The sequence below is a fragment of the Limnothrix sp. FACHB-406 genome (assembly GCF_014698235.1).
Lineage (GTDB): Bacteria > Cyanobacteriota > Cyanobacteriia > CACIAM-69d > CACIAM-69d > CACIAM-69d.
Window position 1 is genome coordinate 94,199 of record NZ_JACJSP010000005.1, and the last position, 25,870, is coordinate 120,068.

Sequence of the window (25,870 nt, forward strand, 5' to 3'; positions counted from 1 at the left end):
TGACGGGGCGATCGACTCAAGCCAATTTGCCCCAGTTCCCCGGCCAGGAGATTTTGCCCATGATCGCCCAACTGGACAAGCACCCCCAAAGCCTCGTTGTCTACAGCCCGGAAGCGTATCTTGATCGGGAAGTCAACAGCGATCAGCGTCACGAATACCGAGATGGAGTCATCATCCCCATGACTGGCGGAACCCCCAATCACAACGACATTACAGGAAATCTCTATATTGTCCTCAAGCTGGCACTCCGACATCGGAACTATCGTGTTTTCCAGGCTGATCAGCGGCTGTGGATTCCTGAGCGGCGGATGTATACCTATCCCGATGTGATGGTGTTGCCCAAGCCGATCGAACTGCAAGCGGGTCGCAAAGATACGGTAACGAATCCCTTGCTGATTGCAGAAGTGTTGTCCAGATCTACTCGCAACTATGATGGGGGCGAAAAATTTGCCGCCTATCGCACCATTCCCAGCTTTCAGGAATATCTCCTAATTGACCAATACGAAATGCGCGTTGAGCAATTCATCAAATTAGAAGATTGTGAGTGGCGATTTTTGGAATATCGCAAGCCTGAATCTACCCTTCAGCTCAAAACTGTTGAATTAACTTTGCAATTAACTGATCTTTATAGCAATATTGATTTTTCGGAAATGGATTTATCGACTGATGAGCTGGCGATGGATCAGCCGGAAGATCAACAGAATATTTGAAACGTCAAAACTGAGAGGCTGCGGATCTTAACAATTGATGCGGACAAAATGCTTAAGCAGCTTGCGCCGCAATCGTCTTTATTCTGTTAGTCCCCAAAGATCCTTTTTCGATACCCTCGTAAGCACTGAGATTCAATTGAAAGCCAAATTAACAGGCATGATTCAAAAATTCCAGAAAAACACTGCTCAAAAGCCAAGCGAGCAGTCCCAAATTCAGCCCAAAATCTTGAAGAATAGGCTCATCAATCGTGGAGCTTGGCTCGGCTCTGGGGCGATCGCGATCGGGCTAATTCTGATAGCTAATCCTTTGCGGGCCCAACTCCCCAGCAACAGCGATGATCCAAATAATACGCCCGATCGACAGCCAACTATGGCCCTGATTTTGGAAAACCGCACCAAAGATGCTTTTATTCGGCGGTTTGTGATCCGAGAACGGCGCAATCGCCCTGGAACCGATTTATTAGCAGATTCCATTGGCATTTATCCCAACGAAGCTCGCCTCATGACCGGTAATTATCCGCGTCGGCTTTTGAGTTGTGTGGAAGTGGTTCCCGTCGGAGGGGGCGAGCCAGTTCGCCACATTGATATGGGACGGGTGCAAGTTGTAGGCAATCGAATTCGATTCAGCATTGAAGGAAATTGGAAAGAACCACCCTTTGTACCGGGCCCTTGCCCCTAGACAATGTCCGCAAAATTCTAGCCTTGCCAATAGTCTTGGAAAGATCTTGAATGCCATGGATTCTTGCTACCCAATTTTGCAAAATTGCCAGCGTGAACGTGTGAGTGACGGCGCGATCGTCCCTGTTTTGGAGGGGTGCGATCGGGCAGCCAAAATTCTGTTTATTGCTCTGCCTCAATTGGGGGATTTTGATAGCTTGGAATATGCCTGGTGGTTGCGTCGGGAGGCCGATCGCCTGCGTGATCATGAAATTGTGCTGCGGGCTGTGGGGATTGGCGATCGCTCCTCGGGGGAAAAATTTTGTGATTACACGGGGTTTCCCGCCGAAGCGCTGTCGATCGATCCCACGGCGGATCTCCATCAAGAATTGGGGTTGTATGGCGGCTTGACCCGATCGTGGTTGGGCTTGCGATCGGGTCAAAGTGCTTGGGTGAATTTGATGTTGATGTGTGCGGGGCTGGGCAGTCCGGGCACGCTGGCGGAGGTGTTTCGGGGTTACCGGGGCGATCGCGCCGCACCGCAGTTGATCGCTGACGACGAAACGATCGACACGAAATTACTGCCCCCGATGAAGGGTGAATTTTTTGCCCTGGCCGGCGGGCGGGGGTTTCAGCGTCCCTTTGAGCTGGCTACCTTGCGACTGCGAAATATGGTGGAAGTGTTGAGCCACTGGAATCGCTACGTTCCCGATGCTCAATACATGACCCAACGGGGGGGAACCTTTGTGTTCGATCGCGCCGGGACGTTGCTTTATGAACACCGCGATCGGGGAATTCTGGGCTTTGCCGCGAACATGGCTAATCCTTTGGCTTTCCTAGATCAGTTGGAACCGCCGAATTTGAACCCATCCCAGGCCGCGACGGTTGGCGACCCGGCTTAACCGCCCATCACTTGGGCAGAGCATCACGGGCGGCGATCGCATCGGGAACCCCCAAGGCGGCCGCGCGATCGAACGCTTCCCGGGCCTCAAAATTCCGCCCTTGCTTGGCCAACGCGCGACCTAATTTGAAGTGAGCCATGCCCGTGTTGGGCTGTAACTCCACCAACCGCCGATAGCCAATAATCGCCACCAACACATCGCCCGATTCCAAACTCAGATCCGCCAGAGCCTCTTGGGCATCGTAGGAATCTCCATCGGCCGACACCGCCCGTTGATAGGCGGCGAGCGCTCCAGGAATATCGCCCTGTTCCCGCAGAATTTTGCCAATTTGCAGATGAACGGTTGGATTTCGCGGATTCAGTCGAGCTGCCTGGGCAAAAGCCGCCGTGGCCTCCGTGCTGTTGCCGGCCGCCAACCAGGCCACCCCGAGCGAAACATAGGTGCTGTCGCGGCGGGGGTTCAGCTTTTGGGCCGCTTGCAACGCCGCGATCGCCTGTTGCACTTCGCCGGTCTTCAGTAGGGTTAGCCCCACAAACTCCTGGGCGGTCGCATTCCGGGGATCCAGATTCAGAACTTGACGGTAGGCTTGCAGTGCGCCGCTGTAGTTGGCCTGGCGATAGAGCACGGCTCCCAGCCCCAAATGGGCATTCAGGTGGCGCTCATCCAACTGCACCGCACGGTAGTAGGCGGCTAAGGCTGGTTCCAGGTCGTTCGTGTTGGCGAAGCTGAACCCAAGGGCATAGAAAAATTCAGCATTACGCGGATCAAGTACCGTTGCCTGTTGATAGGCCCGGGCCGCTTCTGCGAAGTTGCCGCGCATGGCTTGCACATAGCCAATGCCGGAATAGATGCGGGCGTTGTCTCGATCAAGCTGGGCCGCCCGTTCATAGATCACCAAGGCCGATTCCCAATCGCGCCGCTGCACAAACTGCTCGCCCCGCTCAATCAGATCCTGAAGTTGGGGATTATTGCTGCTGTTGCTGACTTGGGCCAGGGTGAGGGGACTGGCTTGGGCTAACTCGGGGGCCAGCCCGATCGCCCCGAACCAAACCAGTAACCCCAGCGATCGCCCAATCAGCCGACGGTGGCGGGGTTGAAACAGGGATTGAATGGCCATAGTTGCGGTTTCGATCCTTGCGCGATCGAGCGAGTGGAAGCGTTACAGGAGATCTCTTGCCAAAGATTTATTGCTGAAGATCTCTTGCCAAAGATTTATTGCCAAAAATCTCTTGCCGAAGATCTTAGGGCTTGCGGGGCCATCCCATCTGTGGACAGGCAACCAAAGACAAGGGGCTTCAGCCCCTTGCCATCCTGCTGGGATCTACCCTTGGGCGATCGCCTGGCCCGCCGCAATCCGGGCGCGATCAAACCCGCGTTGGTTCAGGATCTGCCAAGTGGGAACCATCTCCGGCCCCTGCATTGCCCCCATCAAGGTGGCCCGCAGGGTGCGCATCACCTGGCCCTTTTTCGTACCCGTGGACTTCACCACCTGATTAATCAGTGCCATGGCCGCGTCGTGATCCAAGGGCTGGTCGGTCAAGCCGGCCGCCAGCGCCGCCAAAATCTCCGCGCCGCCGGCCTGGGCCAGTTGGGCCTTAGCTTCGTCGGTGTAGTCCACCGTTTCGCTAAAGAACAGCTTGGCCGCCTCAGGCGCTTGATCCAACCGGACGATCGCCGTGGCCAGCAGACCCGCCAAAGCCTCCAGCCAGGGGCGATCGGCTACGGGGTCGAAGCTGTAGCCCGCACCTTGCCAGTAGGGAATCAGGCGATCGAGCAGCTCGGCTGGCGGCATCTTGTGCAGATATTGGGCGTTCAGCCAGTTCAGCTTGTCCCAATCGAACTTCGCGCCCGCCTTGTTCACGCGATCAATCTCAAATTGGGCGGCCGCTTGCTCCAGCGAAAACACCTCGTCCATCCCCTCCGGCGGGGCCCAGCCCAGCAGGGTCATGTAGTTGGCGATCGCCTCGGATAGATAGCCCATGTTGCGGAATTCCGACACCGACGTGGCCCCGTCCCGCTTCGAGAGCTTGCGCCCTTCCCGGTTCAGGATCAGCGGCGTGTGGGCAAATTCGGGAACCGTTGCGCCCAGGGCTTCGTAGAGCAAAATTTGCTTGGCGGTGTTGGCGATGTGGTCTTCACCCCGGATCACGTGGGTGATTTGCATATCAATGTCATCAACCACCACGGCCAGATTGTAGAGCGGTTGGCCCACATCATCGATGCCGGCCGCGCGGGCGACCACCATGTCGCCACCCAGGTCAAAGCCTTTCCATGTGACTGTGCCGCGCACTCGATCGTTCCAAGCGATCGTCCGCTTGTCGTCAATTTTGAAGCGGATCACCGGCTGGCGACCTTCGGCGATGAAGGCGGCTTCCTGCTCGGGGGTCAGGTTGCGGTGGCGGTTGTCGTATCGGGGCGCTTCGTTGCGGGCTTTTTGGCCCTCGCGCAGTTGCTCCAGTTCTTCCGGGGTGGTGTAGCAGCGGTAGGCCAAGCCCTTGTCGAGCAGGGTTTGGATCGCTTGCTTGTAAAACTCATTGCGCTTGGACTGGTAGAACGGGCCTTCATCCCAGTTCATGCCCAGCCATTGCAGGCCTTCGAGGATGTTGGCTTCAAATTCGGGGCGCGATCGCTCGGTGTCGGTGTCTTCAATCCGCAGCACAAAGGTGCCACCCGTGCGACGAGCATAAAGCCAGTTAAAAACGGCGGTGCGGGCCGTGCCGATGTGGAGATTTCCGGTGGGGCTAGGAGCGAGGCGAACGCGAACGGACACGATGGTGTTGGGGGCTAAAGGATTGTCATAAAGCGGCTTTGATTGTAGCGGGTTGCGGCCCTGACGGGGGGCGATCGGGTGACTGGCCTGGCTTGATCGATTGCGATAGTTTGGAAAGGTGTTCGATCTGAGGATCAACCCCATGACCCAAGTTTGCACGCCCATCGAACCGGCAATTCAACTCATTCAGCCAGAACCACCCCAGTCGATCGCCCTTAGTCAGCCCTATCGTTTCACGGTGACGGAATACCAGCGAATTTATGAGGCCGGTGCGCTCGCGCCGGACGCTCGCACGGAACTCATTGAAGGAATCATTGTCAAAATGTCGCCCATTGGATTTCGTCACCAATCCTGTGTCAGTCAACTAGCTGAGGTGTTTTTTGATCTATTGCGAAAACGGGCCACGCTCAATGTCCAATGTTCTTTGCAACTGACGGATTCACAGCCTCAGCCGGACTTGGCTATTCTGCGACGCGACCCGAAATTTTATAGAACTGGTCACCCCCAGACTAGCGATGTATTACTGCTGATTGAAGTGGCGGATAGCACGCTGAAATCTGATCGCGAGGTCAAAGGGCCACTCTACGCGCGATCGGGGATTGGCGAGTTTTGGCTAGTGGATTTGGAGCACAAAAAACTCGAGGTTTATCGTGATCCCAGTCCCGAGGGCTATCAAACCAAATTCACCCTCACCGCTGCCGATCGCGCCGCTTGCTTAGCCTTTCCCGACGAATCGATCGCCCTGTCAGACCTTTTTGGAAACCCAGCAGAATCATCCGCATAATTCGAGATATTGGTTGCTCGCCATTGCGCCAATGATTTTGCTAATAATCCAGCGGTAAATCGTAGGATTCCAACAGCGCCCGATCGCCCAATAATTCCGCCGTGGGTCGATCTTCTCGGATCCGCCCATGGGACAAAATCAAGGCTCGATGGGTGGTTTTGCCAATCCATTGCAAATCATGGGAAGCCACAATCAGCGATTGAATGGGTAAGGTTTCCAAAACCTGAGCGAGCGATCGTCGCCACCGAGGATCGAGGCCCGTGGTTGGTTCATCCAACACCAAAATGGCCGGCTCCAGGGCCAGCACGGCCGCCAAGGCCGCCAACCGCCGCTGCCCCCCCGAAAGTTCATGGGCCGATCGCCCCTCAAAGGCCAACAGATCAAAACGGGCTAGGAGTTCCCTGGCTTGGTTTTTGGCCTGGGCGATCGGGATGCCATAGTTCAGCGGCCCAAACATCACATCTTCCAAGATGGTCGGCATAAACAATTGGTCGTTGGCATCCTGGAAACAAAAGCCCAAGCGGCGGCGAATGGTGGGCAAGGTGCGCGGCTCCACCCGGGTTCCCCCAATCCACACAGCGCCTCGGCTCGGTTGCTTCAGGCCAATCAGTTGCTCCAAGAGGGTGCTTTTGCCACAACCGGTGGGCCCCAACAGGGCCACCCGATCGCCCGGCTCCAAAGCAAAGGAAATTCCCTGCAAAACCGGCGGCTGTTGGGGATAGGCAAATTGCAAATCTTGCACCAAAACGGCGGCCGACACTTCAGCGCGATCAAGCTCGCATTTAGAAAAAAGGGTCATGAATACTGTTGCGGCGGCCATGCGATCGAACTTTATTCCTGCTTGATCAACCTTAAAGGGATTAGGGCAACAGCACCAAACCAGCACCCGTTGGCATCGTCCCAAAGGGAGGCAAACCTGCGCCAAAATCCCTACGCGAAACCGTAGGAGCCAATCGCCAGACCAGCAGCCCCCACCGCCGCCCCCCACAACCACCATCGATGGTGTGGCGGGCTGGGGTGCAATAGGGGCAAGGCTCCCCCATAGCCCCGAACCACCATGGCCGCGTAGACCCGCTCAGCGCGATCGAGACTGCGCAAATACAGAGAGCCGATGGTGGCGGCGCTGACATAGCGCAACCAACTGCCCGGCCCCGACAGCCCCCGACAGGCGGCCGCCCGCTGCATCCGTTGCACCTCGTCGATCACAATTTCCAGGTATTGCCCCGCCAACAGAGCCGTTTCTCGCAAAGCGGCCGGCAGCGGCAAACTTTTCAAGGCGATCGCCAAACTATGGGGCGGCAGGGTCAACAGCACCCCATTCATCAGCAACAGGCAAACCAGCGATCGCGCCATCAGGAAGCTGGCCCGTTCCCAACCGTGGGGCAAGGCCGCCAGGCTCAGAAACACCAGTTCCGCCCCCAACAGGCCCAGGAGCGATCGCGCCGGAACCCGCAACCAGCAAACCCAGGCGATCGCCAAACTGCCATAGACCGCCAACGGGGCCCAAGCACCCACCCGCAAGCAAGCAGCCCCCAATACCCAAATCAGAGCCAACCGCAACCGCAACACCACCAGGGCCGGGCCCGGAGTCAATCGCTCCGAACCCCATGTTGATTGGCGATTGGCATTCAGGCTGATTTCAATCACGACTCTTCAGCTCGCTTGGGTTGCACCAACTTGGCGATCCCGAAGGCTGCACCAAAGGAAACCACACTGCCCAACAACCCCGTAATGGTCGTGCCCAAGGGCCCTAAGCCTTCAATGCCATAGTCCGCAAAGGGTGTAGGCACGGTAATTCGCACCTCTTCCGCCAGCCGAATAAAGCCCAAATCTTCTGCCACCTTTTCCAAGCCATCGGGCCAGGAAGATGCCAATAAAGACAGCACCCCCGCCACCAACAGCACGCCGATCACCGGCCCTTGCCACTGTTCCAAACGCGGCTTGGCTCCCGGCAGCAGGTCGGGGCGAGCCTTGGTCAAATAGCCAATGACACCAGCGGTGATGATCCCTTCGCCCAAGCCAATCAGGATATGGACTCCGGCCATGGCGGGCACGGCGAGCTGAAAGGCCGCCGTCCCGGATAACACCAGCTCGATCGCACAGGCGATCGCCGCCACCACCACACTCAACCCCGCTGCAATTCCGGCCGCGAGCGGTAACCGTCGCTGGGATCCCCCGAGCAGGCGCTGAATCACCTGGGTCAAAATCCAGCCCGTCCAGACCCCAAAGACGGCCATATTCAGAATGTTGGCTCCCAGGGCCGTGATGCCGCCATCGGCAAACAACACCGCCTGAATCAGCAGGACTGTGGCGATCGAGAGGGTTCCCGCCCAGGGGTTACCCATCAACACGGCTGCTAGCGTTCCCCCCAGCAGGTGGCCGCTTGTGCCGCCAGCGACGGGGAAGTTCACCATCTGAGCTGCAAAGACGAAGGCTGTGGTTAGCCCCAAAATTGGCCCCTGTTTGAGGCCATAGGTCGATCGGGTTCGCGCCAGGGACAGGGCGATCGCCCCGATTGTGGCCGCCGATGTGACCGTTGCCACGGGCACTGAAACAAAACCGTCAGGAATATGCATGAAACCAGCCAGCGTTAATCACACAACAGATTGCCATTCCAAAAAAACAAGTTCAGCCCCAAAAAACAATCCCTACCGAGGGGATATGAATCGCCTGATGAAGTGGTGGGGTTGCTGCCCTTGGAGTTCTCAAATACCCATCTTCCAAACTTGCTCAATTGGCTTTTCAGAGTGATGTAGAAATTGGTCAAAAACCATAACCATCTGCCAATTCAATTTTTCCTGACTGAACCGATTGATTCTCGCTATTGATTTCTCAGCGAAATTATCCTTCTGCTCGAAAAATGAAGCGTTGGGAGAATGCTCAATTCAATGCATTGAGTCTTGATCAAGTCGTTATTGAGCCTTGATTGGGGTTACCTAGCGTGAAGTGATCTGGGTTTAGATTTGTTCGCAATGCCGCTTGAGGATTGCCACTGATCCAGCATGATAGATTGCATCCCTATCATGGCCCAGATTTTTCAAACCCCTCAAGAATTAACAATCTTTTAAAAGCCGATGAATCATCCCATTGGCCTGGCTACCATAGCCGCCGCCAAATAGATTAAAGTGATTCAAGATATGGTAAAGATTGTAAAGATCTTTGCGGATTTCATAACCTGATTCCAGGGGATTCACTTCACCATAACCTTGATAAAAGCTGTTGGGAAAGCCGCCAAATAATTCAGTCATGGCCAAATCTGCCTCCCGATCGCCCCAATAGGTTGCCGGATCAAAGATCACGGGTGTGCCATCCACCATCACCGCCGCATTACCCGACCACAAATCCCCATGGAGCAGGGCGGGTTGGGGGCGATGGCCCTTCAGCAAGCTGGGAATGGCGGCCAACAGGCGATCGGCCTCGGGGAAATGGCCGCCACGCCGCTGGGCCAACTGCAACTGAAACCCAATACGCCGCTCTGTCCAAAAGGTGACCCAATCATCGGCCCAATCGTTGGGTTGGGGGGTGGAGCCGATCGTGTTGCCTCGCCACCACCCAAAAGCCCGCTGCCCGGAGGCCGGCTGCCAACGGTGCAACTGCGCTAAATTCCGCCCCAATTGGGCCCAGGCTTCATGGTTGCCACGGCCCAACTCCAGCCACTCCAAAACCAAATAGGCGCGATCGCCCGCTTGGCCATAGCAGAGGGGTTGGGGCACTTTTATGGCTTGGGCGGCGGCTAGGTCTCGGAGGGCTGCGGCCTCGGCCGTGAACATTTCCAGACCGCTGGCCTGATTCAGCTTGACAAAGTAAACGGGGGCGTTGGCAGCGTTGCCAAAACTCAGGCGATAGGTTTGGTTAATGCAACCGCCACCGACCGATCGGGCCGTGGGCGACTCCGCTGAACCACCGCCCTGTTCCCGAATGGCTCGGGCGATCGTTGCCCATAGTGCTGACAGGTTTTCCATCACAATGACCTAATTGAATGACTCAATCTTTAATGACCCAATCTTTAATGACCCAATTTGTGGTGCGTCGCTTGATTTGTAATTTGCAATTCTTGCGGGATTCAACCATTGTTTAAATAGCATTCAAATCAATAGCATTCAAACGAAATTGAGAGCGGGCTGTGCTGGATCTGGTAAAGCTTTCAAAACAAATGCAGGGCATGGGCCAACAGCTCACCCAGGAGTCGCGGGCGGCGCGCCAACGGTTGACGATCGCCCAAGAATTGCTGGCTCAAGTGCAACCGGAACAGGACTATTGGGTGGGGCAGCTTCACCAATGGCGCGATCGCCTGGAGTTTGTGGCGGCCGAGCCGATCGAACCCTTGGACAAGCGCGAACCCATTGGCTCCGCCCCGATCGCCCACAGCTTGATCGCCACCGATGGTTCCCAAATTGCCCCCAGCCACCACGAAATCGCCTACTGCTACTTGATCAACACCGGGCGCGTGGCCCTGCACTACGGCCAAAAGCGTTATCCCATGCTGGATAGTTTGCCGGAAATTTTTTACAAACCCGAAGACCTCTACATTTCCCGCCAGTGGGGAATCAGCACCGAAGATTGGATGGGCCATCGGCGCACCGTGGCCGAGGCGGAAGCCCTGGCGGATTTGGGCACAGACTTAGCCCACAGCATCACCACTGGCAACAGCAAGGACGCACCGCCCACGCTGGCCATGGTGGATGGCTCGCTGATCTATTGGTTTCTCGATCGAATGCCGAGCACAGCAGTCGATCGGATTTTGCCGCCGATCTTGGCCGCCTGGGAACGGTTGCGGTTATCGGGCATTCCCCTGGTCAGCTATCTAAGCGCTCCCCGCAGTGGCGAGGCGGCTAACTTTTTTCGGCTCAAAACCTGCAACCAAATCACGCCCGATTGCAAAACCCACTGTCCTGGGCGAGCTGATGAGGCCCCTTGCAACCGGCTCAAACCGCTGCGGGATGCGGCCCTCTGGTCGGTGTTGCTGGAGTCGGGTGAGCGAGGGCCCCTGTGGCGATCGAATGCTCGTGTACTGGAGGACTATGGCCGCCACCGAATCTATTTCTGTTACCTGCATGTGGGAACTGAGGTGGCGCGGGTCGAAATGCCGGAGTGGGTGGCGACCGATCGCGCCTTGTTGAACCAGTCCTTGAGTCTGATTCTCAGTCAAGTACAAAAGGGCTATGGTTACCCGATCGCCCTGGCCGAGGCCCACAACCAAGCGGTGGTGCGTGGGAGCGATCGTAGCCGGTTTTTCTCGTTGCTGGAGCGGGAAATGGTGAAGGCCGGCCTCAGCAATATTGGCACTTCCTACAAAGAAGCCCGCAAACGCAACAGCATTGCCTGAGGAATCCAAGAGCGATCCAAGAATGATCCAAGGCTGTCGCTCCTTGGCCATCGATCAATCAATCTCTCTGGCGTTTTGGATTTAGCGATCTCTGGATTTGGCGATTTGTTGATTAACTCTCATCCTTCTGGATTGCCAGGGAAAATCCGGAACCGCTTGGGGCATTTTTTGAAGGGGCCGGGCGATCGGGCGGGGACGGGATTGCCCAACCACGCTGGCACGGGGATCGATCGCCGCGCCAATTGGGCGAGTGGAATAGGGGAACTGTGGCGATCGCACCACTGGCCAAGGGCTTCCGGAATTTGGCAATTGCTCAGGGAATCTGAACCCAAGAGACGAGATTCAAATCCAATCGCTCCTTTCACACCCCCATCAGAGACAACCTATGGCTATGCTGCGCCCCCAAGGTATCTACCAATCCCGTTCGGCTCAAACCATTCTGGCTCTGCTGTTGGCTCTGCCGATGGTGCAAGGTGTTGCAACTCCGCTGATGGCCGCTGAAGCGGTGCGAGCCGCCGGCCCCGAGCCGATCGCCAGCACCCTGCCCAGCAATGCCCGCATCTTGCATGTGAACCCTGCCATGGGCGCGGACACGGCCCCCAGCGGTAGCCAGCGGGCCCCCTTCCGCACCATCGCCTACGCCCTCAGCCAAGCTCAGCCGGGTGATGTGGTGCAGTTGGCCCCGGGAACCTATAGCGCCGCCACGGGTGAAACGTTTCCGCTGATGGTTCCGGAAGGGGTGACTCTGCGGGGTGACGAAGCCGCCGAGGGCAAAAACACGGTCATTCAAGGGGGCGGTAGCTTCATTAGCCCCAGTTTTGCTCGCCAGAACGCGGCGGTGCGGGTGCAACGCAACACCGTCCTGAGTGGCATCACCGTCACCAATGGCAACACGCGCGGCACGGGCGTTTGGGTGGAGTCTGCCAACCCAGTGATTCGCCGCAGTGTGTTTAAGGGCAATCACCGCGATGGCATTTTTGTGACCGGGAACGCTGCGCCGACGATTCAAAACTGCCTGTTCCATGAGAACAAGGGGAATGGCATTGCGCTGACGCGGGCGGCCGGTGGGGAAATTCGTGATAACTGGTTCCAAGCAACGGGCTTTGGCCTGGCGATTGGGGGAACGGCCAATCCGTTGGTGGTGAACAACACGATCGTCAATAACCAGGATGGCGTGGTGATTTCTGACCAAGCGCGGCCGGTGTTGCGCAATAACTCGATCGAGAACAACGGGCGGGACGGCATTGTGGCGATTTTGCGCGCTCGCCCCGATCTGGGAACCAGCGCGGCTCCGGGCAACAACCGGATTATGGGGAATGGTCGCTTTGCGGTGAATAACGCCACAGGGAACGCCTTCAGCTCGATCGGCAACCAAATGGGCCGTAGTCGTGTCTTTGGCCTCTAGGCGATCGCGGCAAGACCGTTAATGCACTGAATATCAGCATTCTGTGCTCAGGGGGTCTGCACTTAGCATTCGCTTTCGTTGCTTCCTTACACCGAACTGAGTCCGTAGCATGGCTGTTGAGGCTGGCTACGGACTTTCTGTGTGAATTTTTGTGGCGTGTCTTTGTGCAGCAACTGAACAAAATGAGTCGTTGCTAAAAACCGCTACTCATCCACTTGCCAGAGTTCTTTGGCGTAGTCCTGATCGAGACCCTTCTTGGGCCGCAAGACGAGAATCAGCTTACCCAGGAGCGATCGCTCGGGTTCCGCGTCAAACCATTCAAAGGCTAAGTTCTCGTCACTATCGGCCACCGCAAAAAAGGCATCATCCCGCCAGGTGCGATCGGCTCGATCGATCACCAGCATCACTGATTCCGGGCGATCGTCCGGTAGGGCGGCCGGCAACTGTTCTGGCAAGGCCAACAGGGCGATCGGGTCTTCGGCATTGCGCAAGACCTGCCAATTGGGCAGCGCCACCCAAGCCCCTTCACCCGAAAACCGCACCATGCCGAAGGGCCCTTCCGACTCAATCAGGGGCACAGCTCGCAAGGCCGCCACAGGCATCGGCAACTGGCCCGCCACCGCCAGCAGGCGCGGCTCTTCTTCGTCGGAATCAATCCGATAAACCGGCATTCGGGGGGCACTCTTGGGAGCCACCACCGTGAAGTCCATCAACAGCTTTTCCAGTTGGGCCCGAGCTTCCGGCGTTTGGGCAAACCGCAACCCCTTGGCAATCAGGCGCGATCGACTTTGCAGATCCGTTTGCTGCCGGGCCGATCGCCAACATTGCCAGGCCAGCGCATCCCCCGGCAATTCCGCAAATCCTTCCGGCTGCTGTTTCAGGTAGGTCAATTCCTTGAAGGCTTTCACCACCTCGCGGGCCTCATCAAAATCCAACCCCCGCTCCACCACCAGGGCTGCCGTCGAAAGGCGATCGTCTTCGGACAAAACCCGCATTTCATACAGAATGTCGCTGCCCTTGCGCCCAAAGTGCTCTTGCACCGGCTCCGGCGCATCCAGTTTCAGCAGGGTTTGGTAAACCTGGGATCCGACAATCACTTGGTTTTGTTGGATTGGCTCAAAGCCCGTGTCTTCAAAGATTTTTTGGGGCCCCAGACCGCTTTGTTGCAGCTTTTGGCAGGCTTGGCCCCACTCGACCCACGATCCTTCCTTGCGCCGCAGTTGCAACAACAGGCGATCAACCTCCTCTGGAGCCAGGCCTGCCTTGGCCGCTTGAAAGGGTTGGGAGGGGTTGCGATGAAACGAATCAGTCATTCTGGAAACCTACAAGACAAACCTGGCCCCCATGGGCCCGGTGGCGAGCGTCGGGCGGCCATGGACAGGGCGATCGCGCTGATGCCCATGCTAGGCCAATCGGGCGTATCAGCAGAACCAATCAGCCCTAGCCGATCGAAGACGGGGCCCGTTCTCGTACAACGATATACTAGGCACGGAAAGCCCGCTGAACATCTATGCCTAGCCTCTATCACTAGCGTATTTCGGGTGATTTTGAGCAATTTCTCTTGGAAATTTTGGCTCAACTTCCCCCACTGGCTTGCCGCGATCGCGCGGCCCGGCTTTCCTCCAGACCCGCTCATCGCGCTGAAGCTATGAACCAAGGAATCGACCTCCAAAGCAGCTTCGTGCAAGCGCTCGCCGACTTCGGACTGCCTGGCGATTTCGCCCGCGCCGTGTGGATTCCGCTGCCGCTGCTCCTGATGCTGATTACTGCCACCGTCGGCGTGCTTGTCGTCGTGTGGCTTGAACGGAAAATTTCCGCCGCTGCCCAACAGCGGATTGGTCCCGAATATGCGGGGCCCCTCGGCGTGTTGCAACCGGCCGCCGATGGTCTGAAATTGCTATTTAAAGAAGACATCGTGCCGGCCAAGGCGGATCCTTGGCTGTTCACGATCGGGCCGGCGCTGGTGGTGGTTCCCGTCTTTTTGTCTTACATCATTGTGCCCTTTGGCCAAAACGTGAACATCACCGACCTGGGGTTGGGGGTGTTCCTGTGGATTGCCCTCTCCAGCATTGCCCCGATCGGGCTGTTGATGTCGGGCTATTCGTCCAACAATAAGTACTCCCTGCTGGGGGGCTTGCGGGCCGCTGCCCAATCGATTAGCTACGAAATTCCCCTGGCCTTGGCCGTGTTGGCGATCGTGATGATGTCCAACTCCCTGAGCACCGTGGACATCGTGGATCAGCAATCGGGCTACGGCATCCTGGGTTGGAATGTCTGGCGGCAACCGCTGGGCTTCCTAATCTTCTGGATTGCGGCCTTGGCGGAATGCGAACGGTTGCCCTTCGACTTGCCAGAAGCAGAAGAAGAACTGGTGGCCGGCTACCAAACCGAATATGCCGGGATGCGGTTTGCCCTGTTCTATTTGGGGTCTTACGTGAACCTCACCCTGTCGGCGCTGCTGGTGGCAGTGTTGTACCTGGGAGGGTGGGAATCGCCCGTCTCGATCGAATGGTTGGCCGGAACCCTGGGCTTGGATCTGAGTGCCGCTTGGGTGCAAATCATCGCCGCCGCCCTCGGCATCGTGATGGTGCTGTTCAAGACCTATCTGCTGGTGTTCTTGGCGGTGTTGCTGCGCTGGACGGTTCCCCGGGTGCGGATTGACCAACTGTTGAACCTGGGTTGGAAGTTCCTGCTGCCGGTCGCTCTGGCTAACTTGCTGCTGACGGCGGCCTTGAAACTCAGCTTCCCGGCCTTTTTCGGCGGCTAACTGGGCCCAAAACCCCAGCCCCGTCCGCTTTGCTTCGCCCCTTGCACCCGAACCGTTCCGAGATCCCCGAAGGGTTCGGATGGGGGCGATCGGGAAGCACCGCGCAACCGCAAAACGCGCAACAGCGAAATGATCCGGCGGGCCCGCCGCCCGCCCCAAGGTTGGACTGACTGAACGCGAACCAACGTTTGTTACCCGCAATCTTGTTAACAGAGAGGCAAACACCATGCTGAACTTCCTCAAGAAAGTCAGCGACTATGCTGGCGAGGCAGTCCAAGCGGCCAAATACATCGGCCAAGGCCTGTCGGTGACGTTCGACCACATGCAGCGCCGCCCCGTGACGGTGCAATATCCCTACGAAAAGCTCGTGCCCTCGGAGCGTTACCGGGGTCGAATTCACTACGAATTTGACAAGTGCATTGCCTGCGAAGTTTGCGTGCGGGTTTGCCCAATTAACCTGCCCGTGGTGGACTACGAATTTAATAAAGCCACCAAGAAGAAAGAACTGAAGAGCTACAGCATTGATTTCGGGGTTTGCATTTTCTGCGGTAACTGCGTGGAATATTGCCCCACCAATTGCCTGTCGATGACGGAAGAATATGAACTGGCGAGTTTCGATCGCCACGATTTGAACTTCGACAGCGTGGCCCTGGGTCGTTTGCCCTACAAGGTGACGAACGATCCGATGGTTACGCCGCTGCGGGAGTTTGCCTACTTGCCTTCTGGGGTGATTGATCCCCACGACTTGCCCGCCGGATCCCAACGGGCCGGCAGTCGCCCGGAAGAAATTCTGGCCACCCTGGAAAAGGACAAGCCCGAGTCGTAAAACCCATCCAGTAGGGGCGCAACGCTTGCGCCCTCAGCCTTGGGATAAGTCCAGCGATCGCGATTGAGAAGTAGGGAAATTACGGAGCGGAGGTAACGGTGAATTTAGGCGAAAGCGTACAACTGGGGTCATTCGCAATTTTGGCCCTGATGATGCTGGGTTCGGCCCTGGGTGTGGTGCTGGCTGGCAACATCGTCTACTCGGCCTTTTTGCTGGGGTTAACCTTCATCAGCATGGCCGGTTTGTATTTGCTGCTGAATGCGGATTTCGTGGCGGCGGCGCAAATTCTGGTCTATGTGGGCGCGGTGAACGTGCTGATCCTGTTTGGGGTGATGCTCGTGAACAAGCGCGAAGACTACGTACCGGCGGCCGGGGCCCTGCTGCGGCAGGTGGTGACGGCGCTGGTTTGTGCGGGGTTATTTGCCCTGTTGGCGGCGGTGGTGCTGACCAGTCCTTGGCAGTTGGCTACGGATTTCCAAACGGTGGAATCCTCGATCGTCACCTTGGCCAAGCATTTCTTTAGCGATTACCTGTTGCCCTTTGAAGTGGCTTCGGTGTTGCTGCTGATGGCGATGATTGGGGCGATCGTCCTGGCGCGTCGCGATCTGCTGGTGGATGACCCCACCACGGGCCAACCGACGGAAACGGAATTGGCGTTGCCGGAGCGGCCGAAAGAATTGGCCGCCACCGATCGCTAGTTGCCCATCCCCATCAGGCAAGGGCTACCGACTGATTGCTAGTCGATCGCTAGTTGCCCACTCAAATTAGGCAAGGGGCTGCCGACTGATCGCTAGTCGATCGCTAGTTGCCCACTCAAACTAGACAAGGGGCTTAAGCCCCTTGCCCCAGCACTTCAAGGCAGTTTTCAGCAGGAGCGAGCAATGCAACTGGAATATTTTTTGCTATTAGCGGCGGCGCTATTTTGCACCGGAATTTTTGGCCTGGTCACCAGCCGAAATGCAATTCGGGTGTTGATGTCGATCGAGCTGATGCTCAACGCTGTGAATTTGAACCTGATGGCCTTTTCTAACTATCTCGATCCCCAAGGGATCAAGGGTCAGGTGTTCGCGGTGTTTGTGATTACGATCGCGGCGGCCGAAGCGGCTGTGGGTTTGGCGATCGTCCTGTCGATTTACCGCAACCGCGACACGATCGACATGGAGCAATTCAACCTTTTGAAGTGGTAAATCCAGTTGGATTGATCACGATTGGTCAGTATTTGCAAGTATTTTCAAGTATTTCAAGGGCTTGCCAATACTGGCAAATTCGCAAAGCAGCAGGGGCGCGATCGAGTCGTGTCCCTGTTGTTGTATGGAGCATGACCTCAGCAGAACTCTAAAACACCGGCCCCGATCGACGACGCAGCACCTCCAGCAGCGTTTGGAAATGTTCCGGTAAGGGCGCTTCCGTATCAATCCATTCGTAGTTCAAGGGATGCTGAAACCGGAGTTTCCAAGCATGGAGCGCCTGCCCCGGTAAATTCACCCCAATGCTGCGGCCCGAGCCATAGACCGGATCCCCGACGATCGGGTGGCCCAGTTCGGCACTGTGGACACGGATTTGGTGGGTGCGACCCGTTTGCAGCTCAAAGCGAATTAGGGTGTAGTTGCCCAAGCGTTCTTCGATGAACCAATGGGTAATCGCCTTGCGACCGCCTTTTTCAACGGGGACGATCGCCTGTTTTTTGCGATCGACCGGATGCCGCCCGATCGGCAGATCCACCACCCCCCGATCATCCCGAGGCGCACCATAGACAATCCCCAAATAGGTGCGTTGGGCCACCTTGTAGCGCAACTGGGCTTGTAGATGTTGGTTCGCCAAGTCGGTTTTGGCAAACATAATTGCGCCCGTGGTGTCCCGATCGAGCCGATGCACCACCCCCGGCCGCTGCACGCCATTAATCGACGGCATTTCCATCCCCGGCAGGGTTTTGCAGTGGGCCAAGAGCGCATTCACCATCGTGCCGTCCGGATGCCCCGGAGCCGGATGCACCACCATGCCCGCTGGTTTGTTAATCACAATCACCTGCGAGTCTTCATACAAAATATCCAGCGGGATCGCCTGGGGTTCCAAGCTCAGGGGTCGATCGGGCGGAATGGTCACCACAATACGATCGCCCGATTTCACCTCCCCATGCTTGTTGGTGCAGGGCGCATCATTCACCTGCACTTGGCCCGCTTCAATCAGCTTTTGAAAGCGCGATCGAGACAAATTGGGCCACTGAGCCGCCAGGAAGCGATCGAGCCGCTCCGAGCGATCGGCTGTGCAAGCATAGGTCGCCAAGTTGCTTTCGTCCGCCGCTTCCAGCTCCGTGAGATCCATTCCAGGGTCTGCCGACGGATCGAGCAACGGATCGAGCGATGGGTCTCGCGCTGGATTTCGCGATAAATCCAGGGAATGATCCTTTTCGTCCGTTTCGTCCGTCCAAGGTTCACTCACCGGACTCGGAACGGGGGATGATGATTCTGATGGGCAGCCCAATGGTTCAACTCCGCAGCGCGATCGCGCTTGGCATTCTACTGCAAACGGTTGATCAAACAGTTTGCAAATCTATTTTTGGGTGATTGCCAGGTCATGACTGAGCCTGACATTTAACTCAACTTCTGAGCCATTGCCAGACGATTACTGAGCCTGAAGCTCAACTTAACTTTCAACCTGACTTTTTGAGATTTCCCATGCGCCGTTCTGCTAAATCTTTTTCTCTCAATCGATTGGTACGTTGGATGATTCGGGCCAGCTATCACGATCGGGAATTTTTGAAACTGGCCGATGGCATTGAAGGGATCATCTCTCGGGCCCTGTCCCTAGCCACGATCATGGTGATCATCGTGGCAACCGTGGATTTAATTCTGTTGCTTTCTGGGCAATTATTCCGATCGCCCCTAGGCTTTTTCAACTCATCTCTGCAAGAGATCTTTGGCTCACTGCTCAGTATCCTCATTGCCCTAGAAATTCTAGAAAACATCACCGCCTATTTGCGCAAACATGTGGTGCAAGTGGAGTTGGTGGTGGCGACTTCTCTCACCGCCGTCGCCCGAAAAATCATCATTCTGGATCTATCCAAAATTGACGGTCTAGAGCTAATTGGGCTGGGGTTGGCCATCGTGGCCCTTTCCGCCAGCTATTGGCTCATTCGACAGGCCAACCAGCAACCGCCATCCATTAATCCCTATCATTCCAGCGATCACGATCCTGACGAATCCTCAGATCACGAAACGGATCGCCTACCCATCACAAATCGCCCCGCGCCGGCCGCCATGGTGGTAGATCAGATGGTTGCGGATCCGGTGACTCCCGACTTGGGCCCCGACGCACGGCCCGATCGCCCCGCAGACCCCTCCAGTCCGCCGCCGCCTCAGGTCTAAGGAGGCGTTCGATCGGTCGTGCCGGCCGCGAGCGATCGCCCACCGCGCTATCATCAATACGCATTAAATCCCTCGCTGAAAAACTCCGCGCCGATCGGGGCAGGTCTTGCCCATCTCCCGACCCGGCGCGATCGACCCGACTCACCCGAACGCGCCCTGCCCATGTTTGACGCTCTTGCCGAACGCTTTGAATCCGCCTGGAAAAAACTTCGTGGCCAGGACAAAATTTCCAGTGCCAACATCCAAGACGCGCTCAAGGACGTGCGGCGGGCACTGCTAGAAGCCGACGTGAACTTGCAAGTGGTCAAGCAGTTCATTGCCGATGTGGAAACCCGGGCCCAAGGGGCCGAAGTGGTCTCCGGCGTGAACCCCGGCCAGCAGTTCATCAAGGTGGTTTACGACGAACTAGCCGCCTTGATGGGTGAAAGCAACGAACCCCTCACCCAAGCGGAAACGGCCCCCACGATCGTGCTGATGGCCGGCTTGCAAGGGGCTGGGAAAACCACCGCCACCGCCAAGCTGGCCCTGCACCTGCGCAAGGAAAAGCGATCGACCCTGATGGTGGCCGCCGACGTGTACCGGCCCGCCGCGATCGACCAGCTCAAAACCCTCGGCAAACAGATCGACATCCCCGTGTTTGACTTGGGAGCCGACATCAGCCCCGTGGAAATTGCCCGCCAAGGGGTCGAAAAAGCCAAGGCCGAAGGCTTTGACACCGTGTTGATTGACACCGCTGGTCGCCTGCAAATTGACGAGGCAATGATGGGCGAGCTGGTGCAAATCAAAGACACCGTGCAACCCCACGAAATCCTGTTGGTGGTGGATGCCATGATCGGTCAGGAAGCCGCCAACCTGACCAAAGCCTTTAATGATGCGGTGGGGATCACAGGTGCGATCCTGACCAAAATGGACGGCGACGCGCGGGGTGGGGCAGCCCTTTCGATTCGGCAAATTTCTGGCCAGCCGATCAAATTCATCGGAACCGGCGAGAAGGTCGAAGCCCTGCAACCGTTCTATCCCGATCGGATGGCCTCCCGCATTTTGGGCATGGGCGACGTGCTGACCCTGGTGGAAAAAGCCCAGGAAGCTGTGGACTTGTCCGATGCGGTCAAGATGCAGGAAAAAATCCTCACGGCCCAATTCGACTTTGACGATTTCCTGAAGCAAACCCGCTTAATGAAGAGCATGGGATCGCTCGCGGGCATGGTGAAGCTGATCCCCGGCTTGGGCGGCAAAATCAAAGCCGAACACCTGGAAGAAGGGGAGGCCCGCCTCAAGGTGGCCGAATCGGCCATTAAATCCATGACCTTGGAAGAGCGCCGCAACCCAGATTTGTTGGCCAGCACCCCCAGCCGCCGCCGCCGGATTGCTCGCGGTTCCGGCCTCAAGGAAGAGGACGTGAGCAGCCTGGTGTCCGACTTCCAAAAGATGCGTACCCTAATGCAGCAATTGGGGTCGGGGCAAATGGGCTTCCCGGGCATGGGCGGCATGAACCCCTTTGGGGGCATGAATCCCTTTGGCGGTATGGGCGGTGGCATGGGCGGCATGGGTGGCGGTAACCCCATGGGTCTGGGTAATCCGATGGGGCAAATGCCTGCACCGGGTTTCCGAGGCTATAACAATCCCAATGTGGCCAAGAAAAAGAAAAAGCCCGGCAAGAAAAAGAAGGGGTTCTCGGATCTTTAGGCCTTGCCCGATTGGCCTAGGGCGATCGCCCCCCATTGCAACTGACCAAACCCCAACGGTGCTTACCTTCGGGGATGATTCACAATTTGCTTGACATCCCCAAGCAGAAAAATTAGCTTGGGGCTGTGGTTGCCGGCCAAAGCCGCTCGATTGCGCCTCAGTATTTCCAAACTTTTGAGAGACTAGGACGTTTTTATGCCTCGTCATCTGCCTGCGAAAGCGGATTCCGATCTGATTGATTTAACACCTGAAGAGGCAATCATTGCGATCGGGTTAATCACCATGATCGTTGATGAGTCCGTCGAAGACATCGAGGCCGAATTGCTGGCCGATGTTGCAGCGGAATTTGAACTGTTTGAAGACTATTCCGATGACGAACTCGTCGAGATAGTCGATAAAGTGGTTGCAGCCTCGGAAGCCTCCGATGTGCAGACCCTCCTGGGCAGTGCCTTAACAGTGGTCACCCAAAATGAAGATTTGGCAGAAATTGCCCTAATCACCGCCATTCTGATCGTGGCCGCCGATGGCGAAGTCCCCGAATCAGAAGAGGACTACTTGAACGAGTTGCAAACGGCGCTGGGCGTTTCTGACGAGCGTGCCAACGAAATCGTCGAGGCTCTCTTCAGCGATGAAGAGGACTTTGAGGAAGACGAGGAGGAAGAGGAAGCCTAGGGATTGGTTCCCCTCAGCTAGCCTTCCAACTCATCTCAACCCCTGCCTAGCAAAACTGGATGAACCGGGCCTGCTCTTCCCTCAGGGCAGGCTTTTTGCAATTTAGATGAAGACAAAGTTGATACCAGTTGCCTGAATTTCGGGAAATTCGCTGGGCTGAAGGGGTTGCCCCGAGGGCGGTTCAGGGAATTTTAAAGAAAAGTTGAGGAACTTCCCCAGTGACCCCACTTCATGGAAAACTGGTTTCCAGATAAAAAGGGGTCACCCAAATAAAAGCCCTTGTTCATTCAACCTGTGGGGATTTTGCCCCGTTAGGTACCAGCTCAATGGGGTTCAGCTCGTACTGTTTAAAGACCCTTCACCAATAGACTTCGCTCTCGGGCAAGCAGGGAATTATTCATATAAATCCCGCCCTCAATTTGAACAGGAGCGCTGCCCGGATGGGTGGCGCTCTTGTTTTGACTGGAATTTTGGAATTTAACGATCCTCGATGATGGCCGCTCGATCGAGTAGCAGCAGATCCCGCAGGGCATCGGTGTCCAAATCTCCGAGCCAGGTTTCGCCGGTTCCCACAATCTGCTCCGCGAGGACTTTTTTGCTTTCGAGCAGGTCGTGAATTTTCTCTTCCAGTGTGCCGGTGCAGATGAATTTGTGAACCTGAACGTTGCGGGTTTGCCCAATCCGGAAGGCACGATCGGTTGCTTGGTTTTCCACGGCGGGATTCCACCAGCGATCGAAGTGAAACACGTGGTTAGCCCGAGTCAGGTTCAAGCCCGTGCCGCCGGCCTTGAGGGACAGGATAAAGATGGGCGGTGATTGGGGATCGTTTTGGAAGCGTTCAACCATGGTGTCGCGCTGCTTTTGGGGAGTGCCACCATGCAGGAACAGCACGTCCCGTCCCAAATGCTGTTGCAGATAGGCTTGCATCCAATGGCCCCAACGGGCAAATTGGGTGAAAATCAAGGCCCGATCGCCCTCGGCCACCACTTCTTCGAGCATTTCGCCCAACCGCTGCAATTTGGGCGACTCGGTGGGAACCAGCTTCGGGGCCCGATCGCTCGGTTCCGGTTCCCCTTCGCCTCCCACCAGGGCGGGGTAGTCGCAGACCTGCTTCAGCTTCACCAACAGGGCCAAAATTTGCCCCCGTCGCTGGATCCCGTCGCTGGATTCGATCGCGGCTAGGGCTTCGTCCACCAAGGCTTGGTAGCGTTCCGCTTGGCTGGCGGAAAGGCCACAGAATAGGTTGAATTCTTGCTTTTCGGGCAGATCTTGAATGATGGTTTTGTCGGTTTTGAGGCGACGCAAAATAAAGGGCTGAACGAGCGATCGCAGGGTTTGCAGGGAAGCGCCATCCCCAAACCGCTCGATCGGGGTGGCAAACCGGCGCTGAAAGAAGGTCTGGGTTCCCAAATAGCCTGGATTCAGGAAGTCCATGATTGACCACAGTTCCGCCAGGCGGTTTTCCACGGGAGTTCCGGTCAGGGCAATGCGGAAGGGTACGGGACGCGGTTCCTCGCTGCTGTCGTCGTCGGCAACGGCCGCCAAGCGCTTCACGGCTTGGGATTGCTTGGATTCCGCATTCTTAATGTTTTGGGCTTCGTCCAGCACAATGCCACACCAAGGCACGGCCTGGAGGGTCATTTCATCCCGAAACACCAGGGAATAGCTGATTAGCACCACGTCCAGGTCTTCGGCGGCCCGTGCCAGGGCCTTGCCCTTCAAGCGGCGATCGCCATGGTGCAGCAACACACGCAAATCGGGGGCAAATTTTGCCAATTCCCGTTGCCAGTTCCCCAAAACGGAGGTGGGACAAACCAGCAGGACGGGCCCAACCAGGGCCGCACGATCGCGCAAATGCAACAGAAAGGCGATCGTGCTGGGGGTTTTACCCAAGCCCATGTCGTCCGCCAAACAGGCCCCCAGACCCCAACGCTCCAAAAAGGACAACCAAGCTACGCCGCGCTCTTGGTAAGGGCGCAGTTGACCTTGGAATTTCGGGGGCGTGATCACAGGTTCGATGGCCGCGCGATCGCCCAAGGCGTTCATTAACTCCGCCACTGCGCCCGAGGATTCAAATTGCACCACGGGCAACTTGTCGATTGTGGCGTTCTCGCCGGTCGTGATCCGCAGGGCCTCATCTAGCGTGAGGTTTAGGTTTCCCTGGCGCTTGGCCAAAAAGTCCCGGGCAGCACGTACTTCATGCGGTCGCAATTCCACCCACTCGCCCCCAATTTCCACTAGGGGCATGGTGTCGAGGTCTGTCTTCGCCAGCAGGGTTTCAAAGTCCTGGGCACTGAGGGCCCGATCGCCCAAGGACAGTTCCCAGCGAAAGTTCAGCAAATTGCGCAGACCCAAGTTGGGGCGATCGGTGGCGAGGGGGTCGCCGGCCAGCAACCGCACCCCCAAACGGTAACTGGTTTGATTCCGTAGGCTGGCGGGCAACAGGGCCCCCAATCCGTTGTCTTGGAATCGTTGGGCATAGAGCCGCACGAATTGATAGGCTTCCACGGCCGATAGCTCGCAGCCACTGGGCATGGGTAAATCCAAGGTGGCTTCCAGGGCAGGAAAAAGGCGCGCCGCCAACCCTAAACCCCTTAACAGGGTTTCCTGGGGCCGATTCACCACCCGATCGCCCGATCGCAGCCGCTCCACCGGGAATCGCCACACTTGCTGGGCTGGAATCCAAACCCCGGCTTGGTCGATCGACTGGAGGCCATATTCCAAATACCAGCGATCGGCCGAGGGTTGGGGCGGGTGCAACCGAAAAGCCGCACAGAACCCGGCAATGGTGGCCGGATCGATCGCCAGGGGAGTTAACCAGGTTTGCAAACTCCGCGCCAAGGGCACCAACTCCGTCAGGGCGCTTTGGCAAGTGCCATTGGCTTGGCCCAATGCGCTCAACCAATCGCGGGCCACGGGCGGTAACCCGATCGCAGTGGTCAGGCCGCCTCGGGCCGCTCCCCGTCCCCCCACGCGCCGCTCACCGGGCAAGGGCAGCGTGGCCGCCGTGGCCCGCAGTCGAGCATCAACCATTTCGCCCAAAAAGTCCGATAGCAGCGCCGCTGGCACGGCCGGTAGTTGCATCGAAATGGGCTGAAACGTGCTGATCCGCACGGGGCCGCTAGAGCCTCGGAGCGATCGGGCATTACTGGCCGTGGCCCGCTGCTCCACCGGTCGCTCCAGGGTTTGGAAAAATCGGCAACTACTGGGCATCTGTTGCGTGAAGTGCTCCAGGCGCGATCGATCCACCGCCCCTTCCAACAGCGGTTGCCAGCGCGATCGGGCAACTCCCTCCGCCGTCGGTGCAAGGGTGGGCACTGCCTTGGCCCGAGCCACCAAATCCAGTCCCCAGCGGGCCGCATGGCTCCAAAAGCGCAAATCGCCCGCGATCGGCGTTTCATCGGCCGCCAAGGGCAACCCCTGCAACAAATCAGGCACCAGCGCCGCCGGAACCCAAAGCCCTTCCACCCACCAAAGATTAATTTCCAGGCGATCAAACTGTTCTGGCTCCACCGTTGCTCCCGCCAGCAGGGGAGTCCCATTGCCGCGCAACGTGGGCAGCCCGATCGCCCGCCACTTGGCAGACCAATCCTTCAACCGTTCGATCGCCCCCGGCTTCAAGCAACCGCTTTCCACCAGCGTGGGCAACCAAGCTTTCAATTCCTTTGCCGAGAGCGATCGGGGGTGATCCGGCACCTGCCACTGGGTCGGCGGCTTCCCAACCGTCGGTTTCCAGGCCTCTGCCCACAGAAACAAAGCCTGCTCTCCCAGTTGCCAGCTACCATGTAAAACCGCCATGAGCGCCTCATCACCCCCGACTTAACAGAACAAAATCGCCATCAGCCCATTGCCTAACCCTCCCCACTGAGCTGCAACAGGGAGTTCAAAACGTTAACGGAAAAGGCAGTGCTTAATTGTCGGATAAATTGGGGCCGATGCCGCATTTCGGGCGATCGGGAGTCTCATCGAGCGATCGGGCAATCGGGTTAACTCACCCCCA

Annotated in this window: 24 protein-coding genes; 13 read left to right on the forward strand and 11 right to left on the reverse strand. The window is 57.2% G+C overall.

The features are described from left to right. Positions 1 to 59: 59 nt before the first annotated feature. The 3 genes from H6G53_RS07110 (at position 60) to H6G53_RS07120 (ending at position 2,269) form a co-directional block, all read left to right on the forward strand. A complete protein-coding gene (locus H6G53_RS07110) occupies positions 60 to 710 on the forward strand; it encodes a Uma2 family endonuclease (protein ID WP_190531702.1) in 651 nt (216 codons plus the stop codon). Between the two features lie 226 nt (positions 711 to 936). Beyond that, on the forward strand, positions 937 to 1,389 hold the full coding sequence (locus H6G53_RS07115) for a hypothetical protein (RefSeq protein ID WP_190531703.1): 453 nt from the start codon (positions 937 to 939) through the stop codon (positions 1,387 to 1,389). A 55-nt stretch (positions 1,390 to 1,444) separates the two neighbouring features. Beyond that, a complete protein-coding gene (locus tag H6G53_RS07120) occupies positions 1,445 to 2,269 on the forward strand; it encodes a peroxiredoxin-like family protein (RefSeq protein WP_190531705.1) in 825 nt (274 codons plus the stop codon). 7 nt (positions 2,270 to 2,276) lie between these two features. On the opposite strand, the gene H6G53_RS07125 is transcribed toward H6G53_RS07120, so the two are convergent. Further along, the gene (locus H6G53_RS07125) at positions 2,277 to 3,386 is read right to left on the reverse strand and encodes a lipopolysaccharide assembly protein LapB (RefSeq protein ID WP_099532818.1); all 1,110 of its coding nucleotides are present in this window, start codon (positions 3,384 to 3,386) and stop codon (positions 2,277 to 2,279) included. 204 nt (positions 3,387 to 3,590) lie between these two features. Continuing rightward, positions 3,591 to 5,039 (reverse strand): glutamate--tRNA ligase, encoded by a 1,449-nt coding sequence (gene gltX, locus H6G53_RS07130; RefSeq protein ID WP_190531707.1) that lies wholly within the window; start codon positions 5,037 to 5,039, stop codon positions 3,591 to 3,593. Positions 5,040 to 5,181: 142 nt separating this feature from the next. Here gltX and H6G53_RS07135 point away from each other — a divergent pair, with 142 nt between their 5' ends. Next, the gene (locus H6G53_RS07135; RefSeq protein ID WP_190531709.1) at positions 5,182 to 5,823 is read left to right on the forward strand and encodes a Uma2 family endonuclease; all 642 of its coding nucleotides are present in this window, start codon (positions 5,182 to 5,184) and stop codon (positions 5,821 to 5,823) included. Positions 5,824 to 5,863: 40 nt separating this feature from the next. Here the strand turns inward: H6G53_RS07135 and H6G53_RS07140 are convergent, their stop codons facing one another. The 4 genes from H6G53_RS07140 to H6G53_RS07155 all read right to left on the reverse strand — a co-directional run bounded on the left by H6G53_RS07140 (position 5,864) and on the right by H6G53_RS07155 (position 9,785). Further along, the gene (locus H6G53_RS07140) at positions 5,864 to 6,622 is read right to left on the reverse strand and encodes an energy-coupling factor ABC transporter ATP-binding protein (RefSeq protein ID WP_099532813.1); all 759 of its coding nucleotides are present in this window, start codon (positions 6,620 to 6,622) and stop codon (positions 5,864 to 5,866) included. Between the two features lie 131 nt (positions 6,623 to 6,753). Beyond that, positions 6,754 to 7,398 (reverse strand): CbiQ family ECF transporter T component, encoded by a 645-nt coding sequence (locus H6G53_RS07145; protein ID WP_190531845.1) that lies wholly within the window; start codon positions 7,396 to 7,398, stop codon positions 6,754 to 6,756. 68 nt (positions 7,399 to 7,466) lie between these two features. Beyond that, positions 7,467 to 8,399: an energy-coupling factor ABC transporter permease gene (locus H6G53_RS07150; protein ID WP_099532812.1), complete on the reverse strand. Its 933-nt coding sequence runs from the start codon at positions 8,397 to 8,399 to the stop codon at positions 7,467 to 7,469. Between the two features lie 477 nt (positions 8,400 to 8,876). Further along, complete coding sequence (locus tag H6G53_RS07155) at positions 8,877 to 9,785, reverse strand: fructosamine kinase family protein (protein WP_190531711.1); 909 nt, start codon at positions 9,783 to 9,785, stop codon at positions 8,877 to 8,879. A gap of 161 nt (positions 9,786 to 9,946) precedes the next feature. Between H6G53_RS07155 and H6G53_RS07160 the strand changes: the two genes are divergently transcribed. Next, positions 9,947 to 11,149: a DNA double-strand break repair nuclease NurA gene (locus H6G53_RS07160; RefSeq protein WP_099532809.1), complete on the forward strand. Its 1,203-nt coding sequence runs from the start codon at positions 9,947 to 9,949 to the stop codon at positions 11,147 to 11,149. 119 nt (positions 11,150 to 11,268) lie between these two features. Here the strand turns inward: H6G53_RS07160 and H6G53_RS07165 are convergent, their stop codons facing one another. Then, on the reverse strand, positions 11,269 to 11,481 hold the full coding sequence (locus tag H6G53_RS07165) for a hypothetical protein (protein WP_190531713.1): 213 nt from the start codon (positions 11,479 to 11,481) through the stop codon (positions 11,269 to 11,271). Positions 11,482 to 11,534: 53 nt separating this feature from the next. Here H6G53_RS07165 and H6G53_RS07170 point away from each other — a divergent pair, with 53 nt between their 5' ends. After that, positions 11,535 to 12,554, forward strand: coding sequence for a DUF1565 domain-containing protein (locus tag H6G53_RS07170; RefSeq protein WP_190531715.1), 1,020 nt, complete (start codon positions 11,535 to 11,537; stop codon positions 12,552 to 12,554). Positions 12,555 to 12,757: 203 nt separating this feature from the next. Here H6G53_RS07170 and H6G53_RS07175 read toward each other — a convergent pair whose 3' ends face one another. Then, on the reverse strand, positions 12,758 to 13,867 hold the full coding sequence (locus H6G53_RS07175) for a RuBisCO accumulation factor 1 (protein WP_190531717.1): 1,110 nt from the start codon (positions 13,865 to 13,867) through the stop codon (positions 12,758 to 12,760). A gap of 335 nt (positions 13,868 to 14,202) precedes the next feature. On the opposite strand from H6G53_RS07175, the gene nuoH reads away from it, so the two are divergent. Continuing rightward, the gene (gene nuoH, locus H6G53_RS07180) at positions 14,203 to 15,321 is read left to right on the forward strand and encodes an NADH-quinone oxidoreductase subunit NuoH (RefSeq protein ID WP_190353762.1); all 1,119 of its coding nucleotides are present in this window, start codon (positions 14,203 to 14,205) and stop codon (positions 15,319 to 15,321) included. On the opposite strand, the gene H6G53_RS07185 is transcribed toward nuoH, so the two are convergent. Continuing rightward, positions 15,318 to 15,506, reverse strand: coding sequence for a hypothetical protein (locus H6G53_RS07185; protein WP_190353761.1), 189 nt, complete (start codon positions 15,504 to 15,506; stop codon positions 15,318 to 15,320). The genes nuoH and H6G53_RS07185 overlap by 4 nt on opposite strands. Before the next feature lie 41 nt (positions 15,507 to 15,547). Here H6G53_RS07185 and ndhI point away from each other — a divergent pair, with 41 nt between their 5' ends. From ndhI to nuoK, 3 genes are all read left to right on the forward strand, one after another. Next, positions 15,548 to 16,147 (forward strand): NAD(P)H-quinone oxidoreductase subunit I, encoded by a 600-nt coding sequence (ndhI, locus tag H6G53_RS07190; protein ID WP_099532804.1) that lies wholly within the window; start codon positions 15,548 to 15,550, stop codon positions 16,145 to 16,147. Between the two features lie 98 nt (positions 16,148 to 16,245). Further along, complete coding sequence (locus H6G53_RS07195; protein WP_099532803.1) at positions 16,246 to 16,845, forward strand: NADH-quinone oxidoreductase subunit J; 600 nt, start codon at positions 16,246 to 16,248, stop codon at positions 16,843 to 16,845. A 183-nt stretch (positions 16,846 to 17,028) separates the two neighbouring features. Continuing rightward, positions 17,029 to 17,334, forward strand: coding sequence for an NADH-quinone oxidoreductase subunit NuoK (nuoK, locus tag H6G53_RS07200; RefSeq protein ID WP_099532802.1), 306 nt, complete (start codon positions 17,029 to 17,031; stop codon positions 17,332 to 17,334). A gap of 148 nt (positions 17,335 to 17,482) precedes the next feature. Here the strand turns inward: nuoK and H6G53_RS07205 are convergent, their stop codons facing one another. Next, on the reverse strand, positions 17,483 to 18,586 hold the full coding sequence (locus H6G53_RS07205; protein WP_347343116.1) for an RluA family pseudouridine synthase: 1,104 nt from the start codon (positions 18,584 to 18,586) through the stop codon (positions 17,483 to 17,485). A gap of 236 nt (positions 18,587 to 18,822) precedes the next feature. Between H6G53_RS07205 and H6G53_RS19075 the strand changes: the two genes are divergently transcribed. From H6G53_RS19075 to H6G53_RS07220, 3 genes are all read left to right on the forward strand, one after another. After that, positions 18,823 to 19,512, forward strand: coding sequence for a phosphate-starvation-inducible PsiE family protein (locus H6G53_RS19075; RefSeq protein WP_305068621.1), 690 nt, complete (start codon positions 18,823 to 18,825; stop codon positions 19,510 to 19,512). 162 nt (positions 19,513 to 19,674) lie between these two features. After that, positions 19,675 to 21,198 (forward strand): signal recognition particle protein, encoded by a 1,524-nt coding sequence (ffh, locus tag H6G53_RS07215; protein WP_190531849.1) that lies wholly within the window; start codon positions 19,675 to 19,677, stop codon positions 21,196 to 21,198. A gap of 195 nt (positions 21,199 to 21,393) precedes the next feature. Further along, positions 21,394 to 21,870: a tellurite resistance TerB family protein gene (locus H6G53_RS07220; RefSeq protein WP_099532798.1), complete on the forward strand. Its 477-nt coding sequence runs from the start codon at positions 21,394 to 21,396 to the stop codon at positions 21,868 to 21,870. A 477-nt stretch (positions 21,871 to 22,347) separates the two neighbouring features. Here the strand turns inward: H6G53_RS07220 and H6G53_RS07225 are convergent, their stop codons facing one another. Beyond that, complete coding sequence (locus H6G53_RS07225) at positions 22,348 to 25,668, reverse strand: DEAD/DEAH box helicase (RefSeq protein ID WP_190531719.1); 3,321 nt, start codon at positions 25,666 to 25,668, stop codon at positions 22,348 to 22,350. Positions 25,669 to 25,870: the final 202 nt, after the last annotated feature.